This is a genomic window from Rhodococcus sp. 4CII, assembly GCF_014256275.1.
Taxonomy (GTDB): domain Bacteria; phylum Actinomycetota; class Actinomycetes; order Mycobacteriales; family Mycobacteriaceae; genus Rhodococcus_F; species Rhodococcus_F wratislaviensis_A.
The window spans coordinates 7,463,344-7,484,401 of record NZ_JACCFE010000002.1 but is presented as its reverse complement, the minus strand read 5'-3'; the positions used below and the strand labels follow the sequence as shown (position 1 = coordinate 7,484,401).

Annotated in this window: 13 protein-coding genes; 5 read left to right on the top strand and 8 right to left on the bottom strand. The window is 63.8% G+C overall.

Features of this window, described 5'->3' with window-relative positions; all coding sequences use genetic code 11:
* Positions 1-214: 214 nt before the first annotated feature.
* From H0B43_RS35125 to H0B43_RS35115, 3 genes are all read right to left on the bottom strand, one after another.
* Positions 215-1,324: an acetyl-CoA acetyltransferase gene (locus H0B43_RS35125; RefSeq protein ID WP_185950097.1), complete on the bottom strand. Its 1,110-nt coding sequence runs from the start codon at positions 1,322-1,324 to the stop codon at positions 215-217.
* 31 nt (positions 1,325-1,355) lie between these two features.
* Positions 1,356-2,195 carry an HpcH/HpaI aldolase/citrate lyase family protein gene (locus tag H0B43_RS35120; protein ID WP_252189637.1) on the bottom strand — a complete coding sequence of 280 codons (840 nt, stop codon included), beginning with the start codon at positions 2,193-2,195 and terminating at the stop codon, positions 1,356-1,358.
* 247 nt (positions 2,196-2,442) lie between these two features.
* Positions 2,443-3,648: an amidohydrolase family protein gene (locus H0B43_RS35115; RefSeq protein WP_185723777.1), complete on the bottom strand. Its 1,206-nt coding sequence runs from the start codon at positions 3,646-3,648 to the stop codon at positions 2,443-2,445.
* Positions 3,649-4,142: 494 nt separating this feature from the next.
* On the opposite strand from H0B43_RS35115, the gene H0B43_RS35110 reads away from it, so the two are divergent.
* Positions 4,143-4,823 carry a FadR/GntR family transcriptional regulator gene (locus H0B43_RS35110; RefSeq protein ID WP_252189638.1) on the top strand — a complete coding sequence of 227 codons (681 nt, stop codon included), beginning with the start codon at positions 4,143-4,145 and terminating at the stop codon, positions 4,821-4,823.
* A gap of 155 nt (positions 4,824-4,978) precedes the next feature.
* Here the strand turns inward: H0B43_RS35110 and H0B43_RS35105 are convergent, their stop codons facing one another.
* Complete coding sequence (locus tag H0B43_RS35105) at positions 4,979-6,574, bottom strand: class I adenylate-forming enzyme family protein (protein ID WP_312037634.1); 1,596 nt, start codon at positions 6,572-6,574, stop codon at positions 4,979-4,981.
* Between the two features lie 238 nt (positions 6,575-6,812).
* Between H0B43_RS35105 and H0B43_RS35100 the strand changes: the two genes are divergently transcribed.
* The gene (locus H0B43_RS35100; RefSeq protein ID WP_252189640.1) at positions 6,813-8,783 is read left to right on the top strand and encodes a GAF domain-containing protein; all 1,971 of its coding nucleotides are present in this window, start codon (positions 6,813-6,815) and stop codon (positions 8,781-8,783) included.
* A 60-nt stretch (positions 8,784-8,843) separates the two neighbouring features.
* Here the strand turns inward: H0B43_RS35100 and H0B43_RS35095 are convergent, their stop codons facing one another.
* Positions 8,844-12,128: a protein kinase domain-containing protein gene (locus tag H0B43_RS35095; RefSeq protein ID WP_185723783.1), complete on the bottom strand. Its 3,285-nt coding sequence runs from the start codon at positions 12,126-12,128 to the stop codon at positions 8,844-8,846.
* 513 nt (positions 12,129-12,641) lie between these two features.
* Between H0B43_RS35095 and H0B43_RS35090 the strand changes: the two genes are divergently transcribed.
* The 3 genes from H0B43_RS35090 to H0B43_RS35080 all read left to right on the top strand — a co-directional run bounded on the left by H0B43_RS35090 (position 12,642) and on the right by H0B43_RS35080 (position 16,465).
* The gene (locus H0B43_RS35090) at positions 12,642-14,084 is read left to right on the top strand and encodes an MFS transporter (RefSeq protein ID WP_185723784.1); all 1,443 of its coding nucleotides are present in this window, start codon (positions 12,642-12,644) and stop codon (positions 14,082-14,084) included.
* 778 nt (positions 14,085-14,862) lie between these two features.
* Positions 14,863-15,018: a hypothetical protein gene (locus H0B43_RS35085; RefSeq protein ID WP_185723785.1), complete on the top strand. Its 156-nt coding sequence runs from the start codon at positions 14,863-14,865 to the stop codon at positions 15,016-15,018.
* Positions 15,011-16,465: an NAD-dependent succinate-semialdehyde dehydrogenase gene (locus H0B43_RS35080; RefSeq protein WP_185950096.1), complete on the top strand. Its 1,455-nt coding sequence runs from the start codon at positions 15,011-15,013 to the stop codon at positions 16,463-16,465. The genes H0B43_RS35085 and H0B43_RS35080 overlap by 8 nt, the downstream gene beginning before the upstream one ends.
* A 269-nt stretch (positions 16,466-16,734) precedes the next feature.
* Here H0B43_RS35080 and H0B43_RS35075 read toward each other — a convergent pair whose 3' ends face one another.
* The 3 genes from H0B43_RS35075 to H0B43_RS35065 all read right to left on the bottom strand — a co-directional run bounded on the left by H0B43_RS35075 (position 16,735) and on the right by H0B43_RS35065 (position 21,015).
* A complete protein-coding gene (locus H0B43_RS35075) occupies positions 16,735-17,880 on the bottom strand; it encodes an acyl-CoA dehydrogenase family protein (protein WP_185723787.1) in 1,146 nt (381 codons plus the stop codon).
* A 163-nt stretch (positions 17,881-18,043) separates the two neighbouring features.
* A complete protein-coding gene (locus tag H0B43_RS35070) occupies positions 18,044-19,492 on the bottom strand; it encodes an APC family permease (RefSeq protein ID WP_185723788.1) in 1,449 nt (482 codons plus the stop codon).
* A 311-nt stretch (positions 19,493-19,803) separates the two neighbouring features.
* Complete coding sequence (locus H0B43_RS35065; protein WP_185723789.1) at positions 19,804-21,015, bottom strand: cytochrome P450; 1,212 nt, start codon at positions 21,013-21,015, stop codon at positions 19,804-19,806.
* Positions 21,016-21,058: the final 43 nt, after the last annotated feature.

Here is a 21,058-nt window from a genome sequence, read left to right as displayed (position 1 = left end):
CATTCTTGTCCCCTTGAATTCTAGAAATCGAAAATTGACGATAGCCACCCGTAGATATGAAGAATTTGGTCGTGGAGTACCAGGAAGACAGCTTCCCGAATTCGATTCCTTGTTGCCTTCTTGTAGGTTTGCGTGCTCAAGAAACTCGAAGATTTTCTTGAGACTGCTTCGAATGGTGACCGAGGCACGTAGGTCAGTGCGGTCTCGCGGTTGGTCAGGGGCTGTTCAGGCATTCCACCAGCAGTACGCCGGCTCCTTCGGAGTCCGACGTGGCCACCATGCCGTAGGTTCCGCCGGTGTCCTCCAAGGCGCTGAGCATGGTTGTCACACAGCGGATGCCTTCGAGTTCGGCCAGATGGCCGAATGCCAACGCCCCGCCACGCGGATTGAGCATGTAGGGATTCAGACGGAACTGCTCGAGCCAGATCAGCGGGGTCACCGCCACCTCTTCCGGCACTTCGAATTGATCGATCCGGCTGAGGGGCACTCCCCTGGTCCGAAGATACGAGCGCACCGACTCGAGCCGAGAGACGGACACACCCGTCAACGGCGTGTCGAACAGGATCTCGGCTCCCACCAGACGCCCACGAGGGTGCAGCCCCAGTTCGTCGGCGCGCCCGGCACTGGTGAGCACGAGTGCGCCGGCGCCACTTGCGGAATGAGCGCTGAAATGGGAAGGCCGACAATCCTGGCCGGCTCGACCGTTCGAAAACGGCGCCACTGGAGTGCGGGCACGGTGGAGGGCAACGGCCGCCTCGGACACCTGCCTGAGCTCGTCGCTCGCAATGAATTCGGCCATCCCGGGATCGAGGTGAACTTCGAGGGGAATGATCTCTCGTCGAAAATCGCCCGACAGGGCACATTCGCGGGCGCGGCAGCGTGACGCCGAAGCATAGTCGCTTTGGTGCTGTCGCGTGATGGACCACAGGTCCTCCCCCTGCGGCATCAGCCGACCAGGTGCCTTTACACGCGAATGGCCGGGATTCTCGCCCACCGCTCCCGCCACCAACACCACCCTTCGCGGATCGTCGTTGATCGCATCAATGGCTATGATCAGTGCCGCAGTTGATGACACCGTCTCGTGCAGATCGATGTGGCCAAAGACTTTCCGCCATGACTCGGCATACCGCTGCGACGCCGCTCCGTCGCCCACTGTCACCACGGTGGTGACCATGTCCTCATCGATCTTGGCTCGTTGCAGGAGGCCGTCGACGGTGACGTCCAAGAGCTTCGGCACTGTGAGCTCACTGTGAGTTCTGCCGTACACCTGCCGCTGGGCGAGCGGCGAGCGCACTGCCTCCACGATTACGACTTCGTTGGTCATCGGACTACCTCGAACTCCACACTCAGATATTTCAACGGTGTACTGAAGATCCGCCGCACGGCTGGACCATCTGCGACGTCGAGTCCGCGGCTAAGGCGTCCTCGACAGTTCTTCGAAAGTCCCCCACCGATTTGCGGATGAAGGAAAAGACCCCACCGTGGACGATCAACTGTGCCCCCAGTTCAACCTCGGAGGCAATGAGATGGGGGTTCGGCTGGAATACACCGTAGGCGATTCCACGTTCGGCACAGAGTGAGCGCACCCGTTCTTGTGCCTCGAGCACAAGGCGGTGTCGCGAATCTCCGGGCACGCCATACAGCTGGGCAAGGTCCCCGTGCCCGACCAGTGCCAGCCCGACGCCGGGAAGTAGCAGCTCGTCCAACGCCTCGACCGCTTCGGGGGTCTCGACGATCAACGCAATCAGCAGATTCTCATTGGCCCAGCGCATGGCGTCTGTCGCGCTGGTGACCTCCTGATAGTTGACGCCCACACCACCGACCAACGCGACACCGCGTCGACCGCGCGGGTGATAGAACGCCAGGTCGATGAGGTGCTCGACCTCGCCGCGATGTCGCACATGCGGAATCAGCAAGGATTGACATCCTCCATCCAGCAGGCGGGTGATCCAGGCGTAGTCGATTTGTGGTGGCCTGACCAACGGAGTGATTCCCGCCGCGTGGGCGTGCGCGACCAAGTCGGAGACCGTCTCGGTGTTGTGAAGATTGTGTTCTTGGTCGATGAATACGGTGTCCGCACCCGCGGCGGCCATTGCGTAAATCATGCCGGGATCACGTGCTTCATTTAGACTGCAGCCCAGCGAGAGTCGTCCGTCTCGTAAGGTTTCCAATAGCTGGTTGCGCCTCAAGATCATGACGACAGTTCTCCTCACTCTCGGACGGCGAGCAGCAGTCGCCGATCAATGCACGAATAGACACATCCGGCTGGATGGCTGGCACGTGGCGACGTTCCGGGGGACGTAGTGACGTTCCGGTGGGGACACGTGGTGACGTTCCGGGGGCACGTGGAGACGTTCCCGGTGGGGGTGGGCGCTCTGGGGCACCGTCGGGTGCGGGTGGAGTGCCCCAGAGCGCCCGGCTTATCGGTGTTGCGGGGTGGAGCTAGATTGCGACGGTCTGGAGTGGGTTGACACCCTGCTTCTCCATGGCCTTGCCGTAGAGGCGGGCGGCGTTGTCCCACAGGACTGCGCGGCGGACCTCTTCGGGCTGGCGGCCGAGGACGAGTTCGATGTTCTCCTCGAGGGTGGGCCGGTGGAAGCTGGTGGGGTGGGGGAAGTCGGTCTCGAACATCAGCGGCTTGAGCGAGAGCGTCTCGATGTGGTAGTCGTCGAGCTGCTCGAACCAGAAGTTCAGCGACACCTGCCGTTTGAAGAAGTCACTGGGGAGCATGTCACCGAACTCGGGGTGCGAGCGGAACACGCCGTTCTTCTGGAATCGTTTGTCCAGGGCGTCGAGAACGAACGGGGCCCAGCCGATTCCGCTTTCCACGGAGACGAACTGCAGGGTCGGGAACCGGGCGAGGATCCCGGACACGAGCAGGTCGCTGACGATGACGGCATTGGCGAGGTAGATGTGGGGTCCGTCGGCGGCGACTCGGACACCGCCGACCAATCCGTCGTCGTCGTCGTGCTTGAGCATCTCGCGGAAGTCGCCGCTGGCGGTGTGGAAGCTGACCGACAGGCCCGCCTCCTCGCATGCCTTCCACAGCGGATCCCACTTGCGGCTGCCCAGGGGCGCCTGGCCGTGCTCGTGCGGGGCACCGGTGGTCACGATGCCGCCGAAGCCGGAGTCCGCGAGGCGTTCGATCTCCGCGACCGACGCCTCCACGTCCCAGTACGGGATCACCATCATGGGGATGAACCGGCCCGGGTACTTGGCCACCCATTCGAGTTGGAAGTCGTTGTAGGCGGCCAGGTGCGCGATCGCCAGGTTCCGGTTGGGGTGCTGCACGAACGGCTTCCAGTCGAATCCGGCGAGGTTCGGGTACAGCACCTGCATCTCGAAGCCCTGGTCGTCCATGAACTTCACGCGCTCGTCGACGTCGTAGGTGGCCGGATGGGCTTCGTCGAGGCGGGTGGGGCCGCTACCGTCGTGCAGTTCGGAGTTGAAGTTCTTCCAGTTCCAGTTCGCCCACGTCCACGCGCCCTTGAGCGGTTGATCGCCGAAGAACCACAGATCCGACTGACTCTTCTCGTCCCACTTGACGTGCAGAACGTCCGTGCCCCACGCCTTCGGCAGGCGCTCGGTCCACAGCTCCGCCGGCTCGATGAGATGGGTATCTGTGTCGATGACCCGGTACTTACTCATGGCACCACAATCCTTTGCTGGCTCAGAAACAGTTCCTGTAGATGATCTACATCAACTAGGGTCTGTGTCAACCATCACTTTCCGCCGCACGCCCACCCACCGGCTGAAACACCTGCTCAACACACCTACGCAGGAATCAAGACGCCCGATAGGCGACCCCACACGTCGGCACTGAGACACCGACTTCGCCGGCACCACCCCGCCCCACCGACACCAGGGCCGCGATATAGAACGCCGTAGCTCGGGCGACGCCCCCCATTGCCGGAGCGCCCACGAACACGCCCGTGGTCGCCCTGCCCCGCCCGTTCCCCGGTGCGTATCCGCTACCATCGCTACGCCAGCGACGCCTGGCGGATTACCGTGCGACCCGCTCCGGGAGGGTGCCGGTAGCCGCACAAGAAGACGACCTCGCTCGAAATCCCGACCTGGAATCCATCCGTCTACATCGCTGTCACGCAGCGGTGATCCCTATGGTGAGGGCTACCATGAGCGCTATGAAAGTTGTCGGCCGGAAAACTGCGCGACTGGTGGCAGGTCAGATCGTGCAGGATATCGGGACCGAGGGGCTCACTCGGCTGCCCTCGGAAGCGGAGCTACTCGCGCGCTACGAGGTCAGCCGGCCCTCGCTTCGCGAAGCCCTTCGTATCCTGGAAATGTACGGTGTCATCTCCATTCGACCGGGTCCGGGCGGCGGGACCCGGGTGAATACGGTCGCAAGCTCACAATTTGCCAGCGCTTCCTCGTTGTATTTTCATCTGCTCGGCTTGACGCTGCGGGACGTACTGAACACGCGTCTGCAGGTGGAGCCACTCATGGCTCGGCTCGCGAGTGAACGCGTGAAGTCCGGCGTACCGTGGACCCCTGACGAGGCGGAGGGCAGCAGCGCGGAAAACGCGGAGTCCGGAAGTTTCCATTTTTCGGTCGCCCGGTTCACCGGAGACCCGATCTTGCTTTTGTTCGCGGACGGTCTCCGCAGCATATATGTCGATGAATCCGCCGACGAAAAAGTTCCCCGCGAAGAACTTCCGGTTTCACATGATCAAATCGCCGATGCCATCAAGAGTGGCGATTCGGAAAAATCTGAACGTTTGATGCGGGATCATATTCGAAGTTATCTCGACGCATTGGAGGAGAACTGCCCCGAGGTTCTCGACCAGGTTGTGGACTGGAACTAGTCCACCGCATGCCGGAGGTGCGGTGGGCGCGCACTCTCCGCCGCCGGACGCGTCCTCGGAGGGTCCGATGACGCGGCCCGCACCTGTCGTCTTGCCGTATCCAGCCATTCTGCGCGCACTCTCTTCGGGTATCGAAAGGGGCGCGGTGTAGGCGGTTACGCGTCGTGAGGCGTCAGCTGAGACCGTCTGATCTTGCCGACACTCGTTCGCGGCAATTCGGTCACCTGATGCCAGTCGCGTGGGCGAGCTTGGGGTGGAAGGTTCTTCGAGGCCCAGATGTCGAGTTCTTCGACGTCGAGGGGTGTCTCCGGGCTTCGCGGCACGACATAGGCGACGGGAACGACATCGCGGATGGGATCGGGGCGCGGAACGACCGCGACTTCCAGCACTCCCGGGGCCTGCGCTAGTGTCGCCTCGACCTCTGTGAGGCTGACGTTCTCCCCGGAGACCTTGATGACGTCGTCGACCCGGCCGACAAATCGCAGTCGCCCGTCCTGGTCGGAAACCGCGAGATCACCAGTTCGTAGCCAGGTGCCTTCGCCGTACTCGACCAGTGCCGTCGATGTCGCCTTCGGGTCCGAAAGATATTCCTGGAACAGATCACAACCCGGTGTGCCTGCTACCAGTAGGAGGCCGGGTGTTCCCGTCTCGACGGGTTCGAGGCTCTCGGGATCGACGATGGCGGTGGTCCGTCCCGCCCAGCTGGGATTGCCGATGAAGTTCGGGCTTGCGTCCTCCGGGCGTTCCGCCGTGACCATGGCAACGGTTTCGGTCATTCCGTACAGCTGGCGCGGTGCACATCCCACCATCGCAGCGAACTCCTCGAAGTGCCCCGGCGCCAAGCTCTGGGCGAACCACACATGTTTGAGGCGCAGTTGCGGCGCATCCTCGGGGCGGCGCGCGAGAATCATCCGGATCGGTGCTGCAAACAGGCTTGCGTGGGTGGCTTCGAGGCGAGCGGCCTGCTTACTCCACTGTGATGCCGAGAAGGTACTGGTGAGCGCCACGCTTGCACCCGCGGCGATCGCCGCAGCGAAGCAGTAGTACTGGGCATTCGCGTGGAAGAGTGGAAGTGTCACCAACCAGCGGTCCCCTGGACTCAGGTTGGCTGCCTGGGCCATTGACCGTGCGACGTGTGCATAGTTGCACTGCGTGAGGACAACAGCTTTCGGCTCGGATGTCGTTCCGGACGTGAACATCACCGCCAGTCGTTCATGCGGACCGGGTTCGGCACGAAGAGGTGGTCGGTCGGTGGGCGCGAGCAGGATGCTGTCGATGCCTACGTCAGTCGAATCTTCCTCCAGGACTATCACTTCTGTATCCAGTGCGGCGCTCGCACCCTCGTCGCAGGCGCGCTTGACGCCCTGTAGATAGGTGTCGGCGTTGCGCGAACCACACAGCGCCACGGCCGGAGCGGTCCGGCGGATGTGCATCGCGATGTCCCTGGCGGAGGAGGCCGGATCGGCGAAGATTGCGGTTGCACCGATGCGCGCCGCGGCGAGCCACACCGCCACGAACGCCGGACAGTTTTTCAGGACGACGTGTACCGCCGACCCGGGCACGGCCCCGGCCGCTTCGAGCGCGGCTGCAGTCGAGTCGACGATTCGATCGAACTCGTGATAGGTCCATTGCGCGATCTCGTTCCTCGATCCTTCAAAGACCAAGAACGTCTCGCTCGCATGAGCCGCGACGGTCTCGTCCCAGCTTCGGGCGAATGTTGCGCAGGCAACGGCGTCCAACGTGCACCTCACAGATTTGTAGTACAGATCTCGGATCGTTCTCGGTGCTCTACCAGCCCCAGGACGTGTTCGGTGGGCCCATGCACTCTGTGCGCCACGCGGGCCTCCGCCGAAGCCTACGTTCGTCGCGAACGTGCCGACATGTCCGAATAGGACACAGATTAACCAGATTCTGGTCTTGGGTAGACATGCCCCGTATGGTGTGGAGCATCTGTTGCGGGAGGCACACGCAGGACCAGATGAGGCGACCATGAATCACGAAATGCAGCCCACACCTTCCGAACACCCCGCGGGTGGCACGGCCACCAAGCTTTTGCGAATCGCCTCCCAGCTCGTGCGCGCGGTCTCCCGTACGGGCTCCGACCTCGGGGACGTCGAGCGCACAGTCCTCGAGGTCCTGGGCGCAAGTTCGGACCGTCCGATCAGCGCTGAGGAGCCCGGGTTTCATGCGGCGCTGCTCACTTTGCTCAGGGACGTTACCGGCCAGCACGAGGCGCGAGACGATCGGTATCGTGCCCTCTTGGACACCGTTGCCGATATCACCTCGGAAGACGATCCGGACAGGCTTCTCGGAGGCATTGCCGATCGAGCGCGACGGCTTCTTCGTGCAGACGTCGTCTACCTCTGGTTGGCTGACCGGGACGGCACATACGCCTATCTCGGGGCGACGTCGGGTGGTATGACTTCCGAGCTCCTCGACCTGCGCGTTCCCGCTGGGACGGCGATGACCGGACGGATAATCGACACCGGAATGCCGCTGATCGTTTCGCGATACTTCAACGATCAAAATTTCGTGCATTACCCGGACATCGACCGAGTCATGGAACAAGAACAGATCGTCGCGACCGTCGGTGTGCCTCTGGTGAACGGATCGAAACGGCTCGGCGCGTTGATTGCAGCCAACCGTGACGAACGCGCCTACACCCCTGCGGACCTGGATCTGTTGCACTCATTGGCCGGTCATGCGGCCATCTCGATCGAACGCTCGCGGCTTTCGGAGGAAACCAAGAACGCTCTACATTCACTCGAGGCCGCAAATCGCGAGTTGGCCCGCAGCAATGCCGAGTCCGAACGAGCGACCACGGCGCACTTCACACTTTCCCAGGTCGCGTTGGCCGGCGGCAATATCGACAATCTCGTCCAGGAAGTGGTGAAGATTGTCGGCGGCCAGCTGGCTGTGTTCGATCCGGACGGCCGGCTGCTCGCCGACGGCGGCGACTTAGGCGGAACTACGCAACCACCTGAGTTGATTCGGCTCGCCACTCTCGCGCGGACCACTCAGACGGCCGCAGGTGTGGTGGCGATCCCGATCCTGGCGGCCGCCAGACTCCTCGGGATTCTGTACTACCAAGCTGACGGAGCCCCTGCGAATCCGGACATCCAAATCCTCGAACGCGCAGCGGTCGTCGCGGCCTTGCTGCTCCTGCTTGCCGAGGCGGAGGTGGGAGCTGCGGGTTTCCGTCGCGACGACTTCATCGACGATCTCCTGTCGGGCGACGAAGCTACTGGGCGCTTGATCCACCGCGCCGCGCAGCTGCGAATGGAACTACGCCAGCCATACACCATCCATGTCGTGCGGGCCCCCGTGCAGCAACGCCGGCTCGCGTACCTCGCAGACGAAGCAGCGAGGACACGCGGAGGCTTGGCCGGGCAAAGCCACATCCTGCAGCGCGGAAACACATCGTCGGTGGTCGCCCTGATTCCCGGCAACGATCCGCGGTCGAATTCCGAGGAGCTGTCCGTCGCGATAGCGCGCGCCGGACGAGTGACACCATCAGTGGCCGGGGCGGGGCCGACACACGGAGGGGCCGGCGTGCGAGAGCTGTTCGACGAGGCCGTGACCTGCAGTGACGCGATGGAGCGGATACATGGTGGTGCCATGGTCGGCACTTTGGACGATCTCGGTTTCATCGGACTGGTGCTGAGCAACAGACCCAATGTGGACCGGTTCGTGCAGACGATGCTGGCCCCGGTGGCCCGATACGATGCGGCGCACCACACCGAATTGTTGAGCACCCTCGAAGCCATCCTGGCAACGGATGGAAGTCCCACAGCGGCAGCCGAGGCCCTGCATGTTCACGTCAGCACAGTGAAACAGCGAATGCAGCGGTTGAAGGACCTCTTGGGAGACGACTGGCGAACGGTGGAGCGAACGAGTGAACTCCGTCTCGCGATGAAACTCTCTCGCCTTCAACAGAACCCGTTCGAGGCGAATACCTAGCCGCCCCGGAGGAATGCCTCTCGACCGGCCGGTGACTGTGAGCGGTCCGGCCCGGTGGTGCTATGCAGAAGTCTGCTCGACAACCCAGGCTGCAATCTGCGCGCGGGTGTTGAAACCGAGCTTGGACAGAATGTGCTCGACGTGTCCCTGGACGGTGCGGGGGGAAATCACCAGGCGGGTGGCAATGGCTCTATTGGTCAGTCCCTCCGCCACGGCCTCCGCTATTTGACGTTCACGCTTGGTCAACTTCGCGGTCTCCCCCGCCGCGGGCTGCGGCGTGGGCGCTTTCTCCCCGAGGGCATAGGCGATGGCAGCATCCAATCCCAGGCCTTGGCCTTCGCCGCGAGACGAGGCGTATGTTCGCTCGCCGAGCGCCTGAATCGTCCTCCGCTCGCATTCGTCGTGGTAGTTGAGAAGGTTCTGGAACCACAGCGTGAAAGTCCCCACTGACCGCACCAGGTCTTCGGCGGCACCCATCAGAACAGCTGCACGCCGCGCATCGTTGTCTTCGGCTGCCACCCAGGCCAGCACTTCGAGACATGTCGCGGTGGTACGGCGATCGCCCACCTGACGAGACAACTGCAGTGCCTGCTCGAGCAGGCGAACCGTGCGGGGGCGGTCCGACTGTCGCCATGCGGCGATACCCAATGCCCGGAGCGTGGGCGCCCGGTGTACGACCTCACTGCAGGCCTCGGTGATCGCGAGCGCCTGGGAGTAGTACTCGATCGCTCGGTGCCCGTCACCAGCTTGGTCACACGCCCGCCCGAGCATGTGAAGCACCTCAATGCGCGAAGGGTCGTGGGCACCGAACCCCTCGAGCGCGGTCTCCAGCAGTGACCGGGCGTGGGCGAAATCGCCGCGGTACAGGGCGAGCGTCCCCTCCCCGAGCGCGACAAATGCATCTGCCGTCGAGTCGGTCAACTGCTGGGCCACCCTACGTCCCTCGGTTACCGAGCCAGCTGCCGCTGTCAGGTCGCCCTGCAGTTCGGCCAGGACACTGTGTGCGTGCAAGGCCTTGACCCGATCAACTGTCGGGGTTTGCCACGGCTGGGCAAGGAGTCGGTCGAGCCAGCGCCGACCCTCGCTGAACAATCCGCGGGCCCGCCAGAACGGCTCGAGGGCGGCGGCAATGGTCAGTCCGACGCTTGCGTCGTCGCTGAGGCAGAATTCCATCGACTCGCGGAAGTTGGTCTGTTCTCGGTCCAGGCGGGCAATCCAGTCGAGCTGGCGAGAGCTGATCCACTCCGCCTCGGCCGCGAGCGCCAACTGCCGGTACCAGTCCCGGTGGCGGCAGCGCAGCTCGGTGTACCCCTCGTCAACGTGTGCCTTCTCCCTGCCATAATCGCGCAGGATGTCGAGGAGTCGGAACCGCACGACGGTGCCGGCCTCTTCCCGAATCAGGATCGACTTGTCGACCAGCGAGGTCAACGAATCGAGCACCTCCTGCGCGTCCATGTCACTGCCGCAAATCTGCTCGGCCGCGTCTAGTTCGACGCTGCCAGCGAATACCGACAGCCGCGCCCAAACCAATTGCTCTGCAGAAGTGCACAATTCGAAACTCCAGTCGACGCACAGTCGCATTGTCTGTTGCCGCGTCGGAGCGTTCCGGCTGCCGCGGGTCAGCAGCGTGAAACGGTCGGCCAGCCGCTGCAGGATCTGCTCGGGTGACAACGCCCGCAGCCGGGCGGCGGCGAGTTCAATCGGCAACGGCAATCCGTCCAGTCGATGACAGATCTGTGCCACCGTGCCCCCGTTGTCCTCGGTCAGTGCGAACGTGGGCACAGCGGCGGCGGCGCGTTCGGAGAACAACGTGACCGCGTCGTAGCTCGGTGTTCCTCGAAGCGAGGGCCGACGGTCGGGCGCGGGAACGGCAAGTGGAGGAACACTCAGCACTGTTTCCCCCTCGATGCCGAGAGGCTCGCGACTGGTGGCAAGGATGCGCAACCGTGGACAACTCCGAAGGAGGGTCGCAGAGAGCTCTGCCGCCGCGTCTACTACCTGCTCGCAGTTGTCGAACACCAAGAGGAGCTCACGCCGGGCCAGAAAGTCCAACAAACTCTCGCTCAGGTCACCCACCTGATGGTGCCGCAAGCCCAGGGCTGCAGCGACGAGGTCCACCAACAACGACCCGTCGGATAGCTCGGCGAACTCCACCAGCCATACCCCGTCGGTGAATCCGCGTCGCACACTGTCAGCCGCCCTCAAGGCAAGGCGAGTCTTGCCCACGCCTCCGAACCCGGTCAACGTCACCAAGTGCGAAATACCCAGCCACCGTTTCACTTCCGACAGCTCGTGTCGGCGACCGACGAAACTGGTCAGCTCCACCGGCAAGTTTCCCGTCGACGTGCCCGGTCGCGGATACGGGCCCGCGGAGGACGAGCTTCCGCCGGAGCGTGCAACCACGGACTTCGACACCGGGTCGGAGCGGCGCTTCCTTCCCGGCCCGGCTTGTAGCGCCATGTCGTCGACCGATAGCCCGTGGTGAAGCTGCGTACGTTGTAGGTCTTCACCGAGCGCGGCCGCGGAGGGACGGTCCGGGGCGCTTGCGGCCATCGCGCGTTCGACCACCGTGCTCATGTCATCAGCGATGTCGTGTTCACGCAGGTCCGGAACGGGTTGGGTGGTGATGCGTACGAACTGCGCTACCAGTTGCTCACCGCTGCGGCGTTCGAAGGCAGCATGACCTGTCAACGCACAGAACAGGGTGGCGCCGAGCCCATAGACGTCAGAGGCCGGGCTCGACGATTTCCCGTCGAGAACCTCGGGCGCGGTGAACGCTGGCGATCCGGTGATGGTACCGGTGGCCGTCTCGAATCCCCCGTGCATGCGAGCGATACCGAAATCGGTCAACGCCGGTTCGTCGTAGTCGGAGAGCAAGATGTTCGAGGGTTTAACGTCGCGGTGGATAATTCCCAGCCGGTGCGCGGTCTCGAGTGCTCCCGCAATTTTCACCCCGAGTCGAAGGACCTCGTCGAGTGGTAGAGGTCCGCGGCGGCGAATCTGCGTATCGAGGCAGCCGCGGGCGTAGTAGGGCATAACCAGGAAGGGCCGGCCACTGTCTGTGGCACCGACCTGCAGAACGTTCACGATGTTCGGGTGTCCGGTCAGCCGGCCCATCGCCCGCTGTTCCCGCAGGAATCGCTCCCGATTTTCGTTGTCGAAGTCAGCGGTGAGAACCTTCACCGCCACCGTGCGTTCCAGAACGGTCTGCATGCAGCGATACACGACACCGAAACCCCCGCGTCCGATTTCCAGGACATCGGAGAAACCTTCCGAGGCCAGTTCCGACGCCAGCTCAGCGTTCGAGACGCGCTGTGTTGCGAAGGGATCGTTGTCGGTAGCCATACGGTGCGCTCTTCGCCCTGTTCAGGGGCATCGATAAGGCGTCGGTCGACACCTCTTGACTGCCCAGGATATCGCTCGCACCCGATACCCACACGGATGCGTCGGCCACAGGCGCGAGAGGACCGGAACCTGCACGGCGTGCACCCGACTGCTGATCGAGGCAGGCTTTTCGTCGACACCGCGGCAATCGCGAGGGCCTAGGTCAGGGTCCGTTGCAACCAGGGGCGGGCGATGCGATCCCTCACGGACACAAAGTTCAGGGGACTATGTCTCCGACGGACATAGTTCATTGCTCCAACCAGAGTTACGGTCGCTGTGTGTTGCGGATCACCAGGATCCGTGCGCCCCGCACGGTCGCCGGGTTAGCGGTATCCCTTCAGGGAGCCGGAGCCCGTTGCTTGTCGGAAAACCTGTAGGAGCTGCGCCACCTCACCACGCCACATACAAGATCATGAGTGAAGTTCAGTCGGGTGCAATCGACGGCAATCACCATCATCATCCGGAGGAACAAAAGTGACGTTATCCGACAGACCACCTGCGCGCAGCGTCAATCCAGCGCTGACGCTTGCGGTCGTTGTTGCCTCAGTATTTGCCTACAAGGGTCTCGAATCGGTCCTCTCCCCTGCCCTGCCGCTGATTCAGGAGTCCCTCGGCGCAACAGAAGCACAGATCGCGTGGGTGATCACCGGTGTGTTGCTGACAGGTGCTGTTGCCACCCCGCTGATCGGTCGCCTCTCCGACATCCGTGACAAGAAATCGATCCTCCTCGCAGTGCTAGCAATCGTCGCAGCGGGAACCGCGGTCTCGGGTCTCTCGAACTCGATTCTGATGCTCACAGTCGGACAGCTACTGCAGGGAGTCGGTCTTGCTGTGGTCCCCCTCGCCTTCGGGATCATTCGCGATACTCAGACCGAAGCCCGGATCAAGTCCGGCAACGGTTCGGTCATCGCCTTCATCTACGCCGGGACGGCGTTTGCGCTGGTCGGCTCCGGGCTGCTTGTGAGCGTCCTTCCCTGGCGTTGGCTGTTCTCGGTCCCCTTCGCGATCATCGCCATCATCTTCGTCGCCGCATGGCGCCTGGTCCCATCGTGTCCGCCGGCCAACCACGGTCGCGTCGACTATGCGGGCGCAACTTTCCTCGGCAGCGGCATGGCCGTCATCCTCATCGGCATCACCAAGGCACCCGAGTGGGGTTGGCTGTCGGTCGAATTCGGTGCCGCACTGCTCGTCTGCATTGTGCTACTGGCAACGTTCGTCGTCCTCGAGCTTCGCTCATCCGAGCCGCTCATCGACGTGCGCCTACTCGCGACGCGACCGCTCGCAGTGAGCTGTCTCGGATACCTACTGACCGGATTCGCCACCAACGCACTGTTCCTGGCGGTCCCCATGTTGGTTCAACAGTCAACCGACACGGGGTTCGGCCTCGGAGCCTCCGAGTTCACGACAAGCCTTCTCCTGCTCCCTCTGGGGCTGGCGGGAGCGGTGGTAGCACCGTTGACAGGCTGGCTCGATCTTCGTGTCGGTGGACGAAACACCATGCTCACCGGTGTCCTGCTGGCGGGAGTGTCGTTCATCCTCCTGCTCACCGCGAACGGACACTTCCTCATGGTCATGGGGGCGACCATCCTCATCGGCGCTTCAGGTGGAATCACCCTGACGCAAGCAATGAACACCGTGGCGCTGACGTCTCCCGCCAGCCGGATCGGGGCGTTCAGCGGTCTCGCATTCGTGGTCAAGGCAGTCGGTGGCACACTCGGCGTCCAACTCTCCGGAAGCATCCTCACCACCGGCACCAGTACGGCGGCACCGACCTGGAGTTCCTTCACGATTGTGTTCGTGATGGGCATCATCGTCACCGTCCTGGTTGCACTGAGCTGCTTACTGCTGCCCCGTAGAGCAACGACGTCGACGGCAGCATCGGAACCGACGGTCGACACCCGGGTTTCGAAGGACTAGAACATAACTTCCCGTGTCGGTATGCAGTAGAAGGCGTCGCCGAAACTGACACGGGGGCTGCAGATCCCCGTCGAGTCCTCCACACCGGATCAGTGCAGCGGAGCGAAGTCTTACCCCAGGCTCGCCACCTCACTGCCTAACAAGCACCAAGACCAGCGCCACATGGGCACAGACGGGCTACCCGGAAAAACGCACATCAGAGAGTTATTCAATGAATCCAACAAGAACCGGCGCCGACCGCTCAGAGGTCGAAAACCATACGCTCGAGTATCGGAAACTACGCCGGAACCGGCACACCAGGCGACAAATACAGGCGGAGTGCAAGCCTCGGGGGGAAGCTGATCGATTCATCCAGTTTGCCCAAGCCTGGATCCCATACGGCGGCGCGACGGATGAGGACATCTTCATCAGCTTCGGTATGACGCGTACTCGCTTCATACAGAAACTTCGGCACTTCATCGTCGAGGTCGACCTCGATTCCGAAGCCGTCAGAGAACTCGCCGCCGTGTATCCCTACTTTCGGCCAAGGGCAGATCGGTGACCTGACCAGCCTGGCCGTCAGCCAAGCCAACCCCTTCCGTACCGTTCCTTCGGGCGGGCGCGACGCCGTTATCGCATCCCGCCCGCCCGAAGGGTCGCCGGCGTCATCCCAGGGTCGTTGCGTCACCACCCGCACGAACTACAGTTCGCTGCCTTCCGCCGCACACGTGACAACGAGCGACACGCCCCGCAACTCCGGCGGTAAACATTCGTGCGGGCCCTCAGGTAATGCCGTTTGATGGGTGAGAACAGATTCATCACCGGCCGACGTCGTTCCACCCGAAACGATGTGAGCGGGGCCGGATTCTTCGACCGCAACCCCGCCCTCGACGTCGCCCCCACCCCGGAGGCGTGCGATCACCACCATTCCCACCACGAGGACTCCCATGACTGATTTCGAACGGCTCCGCGCCACCCTGCCCACCGGTCTGTGGATCGACGGCGTCCAGACCGACCCGATCGACGGCGGTACCTTCCCGGTCTACGATCCCGCCACGGGAACCCTTCTCGCCGACGTCGCGGACGCCGGCGGCAAGGACGCGATGCGCGCACTCGACTCCGCCGCCGCCGTCCAGGAGGAATGGGCGGCCACGGCGCCACGGCAGCGGTCGATCATTCTGCGGTCCGCCTGGGAGAAGGTCATCGAGCGCACCGACGACCTCGCGCTGCTGATGACGATGGAGATGGGCAAGGCACTGCCGGAGAGCCGCGGCGAGGTGAACTACGGCGCCGAGTTCCTGCGCTGGTTCAGCGAGGAAGCCGTCCGCATCCAGGGCCGCTACACCACGTCACCGTCGGGCAACGGCCGGATCGTGGTGACCAAGGTCCCCGTCGGACCCACCCTGGCGGTCACACCGTGGAACTTCCCGCTCGCGATGGGCACCCGCAAGATCGGACCCGCGCTCGCCGCCGGCTGCACGATCATCGTCAAGCCCGCCGAGGACACCCCGCTCACGATGCTGCTGCTCGCCGAGATCTTCGCCGAGGCCGGCCTGCCCGCCGGTGTGCTGTCGGTGCTGCCCGCGTCGAACGCCGCCGCCGTCACCGAACCGCTGCTCGCCGATCCACGACTGCGGAAGGTGACGTTCACCGGATCCACCCGGGTCGGCAAGATCCTCATCGAGCAGTCCGCCCAGCAGGTCCTGCGCACGTCGATGGAACTCGGTGGCAACGCACCGTTCGTCGTCTTCGACGACGCCGACATCGACGCCGCGGTCGAGGGTGCGATGGCCGCCAAGATGCGTAACGGCGGCGAGGCCTGCACCGCCGCCAACCGCCTGATCGTCGCCAACTCGGTGCGCGAGGAGTTCACCACCAAGCTCACCGAGCGGATCGCCGCGCTCCGGGTCGGCCCCGGCAGCGAGGACGGCACCAACGTCGGTCCCCTCGTCAACGAGAAGCAGCGCCGCAACGTGGCGTCCCTCGTCGACGACGCCGTCGCCGCGGGCGCCCGGGTCCGAACCGGCGGCAAGTCCGTCGACGGTCCCGGCTACTTCTTCCAGCCCACCGTCCTCGACGAGGTGCCCGCGAACGCGCGCATCGTCCGTGAGGAGATCTTCGGACCCGTCGCCGCGATCACCGGTTTCGACACCGAGGCCGAGGGTGTCGCCGCCGCCAACGACACCGAATACGGTCTCGCCGCGTACATCTACACGCAGAACGTCGAACGCGCATTCCGCGTCGCCGACAAGCTCGAGAGCGGCATGGTCGGCGTCAACCGCGGAGTGATCTCCGACGTCGCCGCCCCGTTCGGCGGAGTCAAGCAGTCCGGCCTCGGCAGCGAAGGCGGCACCGAGGGCATCGAGGAGTACCTCGAGACCAAGTACGTCGGCTTCGCGTAAACCCCCCGCCCCGAGACAGAACGGAACCGTCATGGGTTGTGCACAGTCCGCCAAACTCGGATCACCTCGCGAGCGCAAGTCACGACTTGGGTTGTAGAGGAACGACAATCGTCGTAGCTACCCCCGCATATCTACGATAAGCGCAGAAATGGACACCTGCCGCGGGTGTGTCGACCGTGACGAGGGTGGGCGAAAGCCGCCGTGAGAAGCAGACTGGCCGCGATGCGCATGGTGAAGAACCCTTCCGTAACAGAGTGAGCCGGCATCGGCTACAGCGACTTCGCGATGATCCCCTTCATCACCTCGTTGGCGCCCGCGTAGATCTTCTGGACGCGGGCGTCCTCGTACATCCGGGCGATCAGATATTCGCGCATGTACCCGTACCCGCCGTGCAACTGCACACACCGGTCGATGACCGCGCACTGCTGCTCGGTGAGCCAGTACTTGACCATCGCCGCCTCGGCCGGATCCAGCTCGCCACGCAGATGCGCCTCGATGCAATGGTCGAGGAACACCGCACACGTGCGGGCGATGGTCTGACACTCGGCGAGCTCGAACGCCGTGTTCTGGAACTCGAACAGACTGTGCCCGAACGCCTGCCGCGACTTCGTGTACGCAACAGTGTCCTCGACGGCACGATTCATCGCACCCGACGCCTGCGCACCGATGATCAACCGCTCCTGCACCAACTGCGCCATCAATTGCCCGAACCCCTGCCCCTCCTCGCCGAGCAGATTCGACACCGGCACCCGCACGTCGGTGAACGACAACTCCGACGTGTCCGCGCCGTGCTGACCGACCTTGTCCAGCACCCGGCCCACGACGAATCCGGGACAGTCCCGCAGATCGACGATCAGCAGCGACACCCCCTTCGCGCCGGCCTTCGGGTCGGTCTTCACCACCAGCACGATCACGTCCGCCGACGCACCGTTGGTGATGAACGTCTTCGACCCGTTGACCACGTACTCGTCGCCGTCCCGGATCGCGGTGGTCTTGATCGCCTTGAGATCCGAGCCGGCGCCGGGCTCGGTCATGCCGATGGCGCCCAGGAGCTGCCCACTCGCCATCCCCGGCAGCCACGCCTTCTTCTGCTCTTCGGTGCCGTACTCGTAGATGTAGTGCGGGACGATGCCCGAATGCACGGCGATCCCGAACGCGAGGTCACCGGCATAGCCCTGGGCCTCGAACACGGCCAGGTCGTGCGCGAACGTGCCACCCCCGCCGCCGTACTCCTCCGGGATCGAACAGCACAGCAACCCGAGCTTGCCCGCCTCGATCCACACCTCGCGGTCGATGCGGTGCTGCGCGTCCCACTTGTCGTTGTGCGCGACCACCTCGCGCTCGAAGAACCCGACCGCGAGTTCGGACAGGGCCTTCACCTCGTCGTCGTACCACGACGGGACGTGTCTGTTCATGCTGTTTCCTTCTCAGGTGGTGTGGTTGTGGGGCCCCTGGTTAGGAGCCCCACAGCGCAGCGTGATCGAGCCGCTGCGTTCCCCGGCTGGGCAGGGTGAAGTGGCTGGAGGACATGTCCCTCCAGCCACTTCGCGTTTACAGATTCGAGCCTCCTCGACCTGGTCAGACCTCCTCGACCTGGACGGCCGGTCTCGGAGAGACTTCCACCCCGGTCCTCGGCGCTTGTCTGCGTTTGGTGACGGCAAAGACAGCAAGCAGGACCGCGAGGACGATCAGCACGACCCAGGACATGGAGTCGGCCGGTGAGGGCGGCGGGTTGATCACCCCGTTGATGTACATCCACGCGGTCGCCACCGCGCCGAAAACGGACGCACCAATCAGAAACGGCCGCTTCTCGCGCGCCCGCACGGTGAGCACGATGGCCCCGATGGTGATCAGGACGTACGGGAGCACCCACAGGTACACCACGAGGGGAGCGACGGTGTAGTACGCCGACACCACATCGCCCGCGACGAAGACGAGCGCGGTTGCCAGGACGAGACCGGCGAAGGACATCACCGCGATGCTGACAGAAGGGCTGTGGTGACGAGGATGGATCCTCCCCAGCAGTGCGGGGAGGACACCGTCGTCGGCGAGGGTCATGGCGAAACGCGCACCGTAGTTGACGAAACCGATCAGCGCGGCGAAGGTGGCGACGGCGAGCACGAGGTCGCTGGCGGTGGCGGCGCCGGAACCGAGTCCGGCATGCAGCGCGAGTGCTGCGGGCGCCGACATGCCGGCTTCCAGTTCGGCGGACGCCGCCTGCAGTCCGGGGACCTGGAGGAGCGTGACCAGGGGGAAGAGACCGCCGAGGAGCACCGGGACGGACATGACCGCGAGAGGAACGTTGCGGCGGGGATTGCGCGTTTCCGCGGCGAGTGCGGTGCAGGATTCGAATCCGACCAGGAAGGCAGCTCCAACTGCCATGCCCTGGAGGGTTCCGCTGAGACTGAATTCGCTCAGGCTGAATTGATCGGCGAGATCGAGTCCGGTCTTGGCGGCACTGGCGATGGTGATGACCAGGACGAGGGGGAAGGACAGGACGGCGAGGGTCACTGCGATCCAGACCGAGGTGTCGAGGCCGCGGTAGGCGATCGCGGCGGCGAGGGTGAGAGCGATGAGGAAGATCGCCAGTTGCGGCCCGAAGGACAGGGCGTTGTCGACCCCGTGCGTGAGCAGGAAGCTGCCGGCGAAGATCCCGACGACGGCGGCGAGTGCTCCGATCGCGGCGATGAATCCGGCAAGCAGTGCGGCCGCGGTCAGGTATCGGGCCCAGGGTCCGAATACCTCCCCGATATAGGAGTACAGCGATCCGGTGGCGACGTATCGCCGGGCGAACGCGGTGACCGCTCGCCCGACGCAGATGACGGCGATCGTGGAGAGCAGGGATGCCTGCCACGCGTTGGCGCCGGCGGTACTGAACACGAGCAGGGGCACCAGAGCGATGCCGACTGCGGGAAAGAAGGACGCCAAAGACAGCGAGACGAGTGAGGCCCGCCCCAAACGTCCCGACTCGAGGTGCGCCTCCTCGGGAAGGTGGCCGCCGGCTGTGGGTGCGGAGGGATTGGACATGTCACGCCGCCTTGGTCGTCGTACGGAGGCACGCGGTCCGTAGACAATTCCGGCTACTTCTGTAGGCGGTGAATTCCCACTCGATCATGTGATCTCCTTCGGTGAGGGTGACTGACCGGGTTGTGACGACACGCACTCCGATCGATGAGCGAGAACGCTACTGGCGTTATACCGCTAACACAAGAGGTTTTATGTTAAAAATCTGAGCGGTAGGTTTTCCCGCGCTTCGCCCCGCGCCCGCGCAGGGGCACTGCCGTCCGTTCGCCCGCCGCCCTCGGCCCGGCAGGACGGCGTGCCGGTCACCTCTGCCGTCAGTTCGGGCGTGCTGAAACGAAACCCACGGGCAGTTCGATCGGTCCGGTGTTCCCGGTCGGGGGCCGATAGCTGGGCAGGGCGGAGAACCGCGGCTGCGTGAGGCGCTGCGAAAGGGCTTGCAGCGCTTCGCGGATGTCGAGGCGTGCGACGAAGTGCCCGAGACAATGATGCCGTCCTCCCCCGAAGCCGAAGTGAGGAGCGCGTTTGACTGTGATGTCGAAACTCGCGTCTCCGACGGCGAGGGGGTCGGTGCCAGCGGCGTAGGACAGGAGGTGGAGCACCGTGCCCTCCGGGATGTCGACACCCTGAAAGGAGAAGTCCTCGATGGCCAGCCGGGTCGTCCAGTGGATGGCCGGGTTGAAGCGAATGGCTTCCTCGACCGCCTGGGCGGCGAGTTCAGGCCGGTCAGCGAGCAAAGCCCATTGGTCGGGGTGCTCGACGAAGGTCTGCATCATCAGTCCGAGTTGGCTTCGCGTGGTGTCCATGCCGCCGAAGATCAGGCTGGTGATCAGCTCCCGAAGCTCGTGATCGCTCAGCCGATCCCCGGCCTCGTCCGTTGCAGTGACCAACGCCGAGACGAAGTCGTCGGTAGGCCGACTGCGACGCTGAGCGATCAGTTCGTCGGCGCGGTCGTAGAGATCGAGGATTGCGGCTTCGATCTTGGCTCGCTGCTCGACGATTTCTGGACCGAACGCGAGCCCCATGTCGGCCGCGAGTTGTGTGAGCTCGCGCCAGTCCGCTTCAGGCAGGTCGAGCAGCCGCGACAGGGCGCGAGAAGAGTACGGCTCGGCAAAATCCGTCATGAATTCGCATCTGCCGGAGTCGACGAACTGGTCGATGATGTCGTGGGCGAGTTCGCGGAAACTTTCGGTCATCGTGGCGATGACGGAATGAGAGAACGCAGGGTTGACCAGCTTGCGGATGCGGCCGTGGTCGTCACCTTCCATGCCGACCAGGGAGTTCTTCCACCACTCCGAGAGCACACCTTCGGTGATGCCGTTCTGCGCGGGCCACGACCAGCTGCCCTGCCGGAGTCGGCGGTCCTTGAGTAGGGCACCGACCTCACTGTGGCGCAGTACGGCGAGACCGTAATTGGTTCGGGCATACCAGTTTCGCTCCCGGGCCGCACGGATCTCCTCGCCCATCGCGGAGAAGCCGGGGTCGGTGATCTTCAGCAGTTCGCCGTCGGTGGCGGATTCGATACTCATGCTTTAACTCTAACATTAGATGTTAGAGTTGCAAGTGTCGACG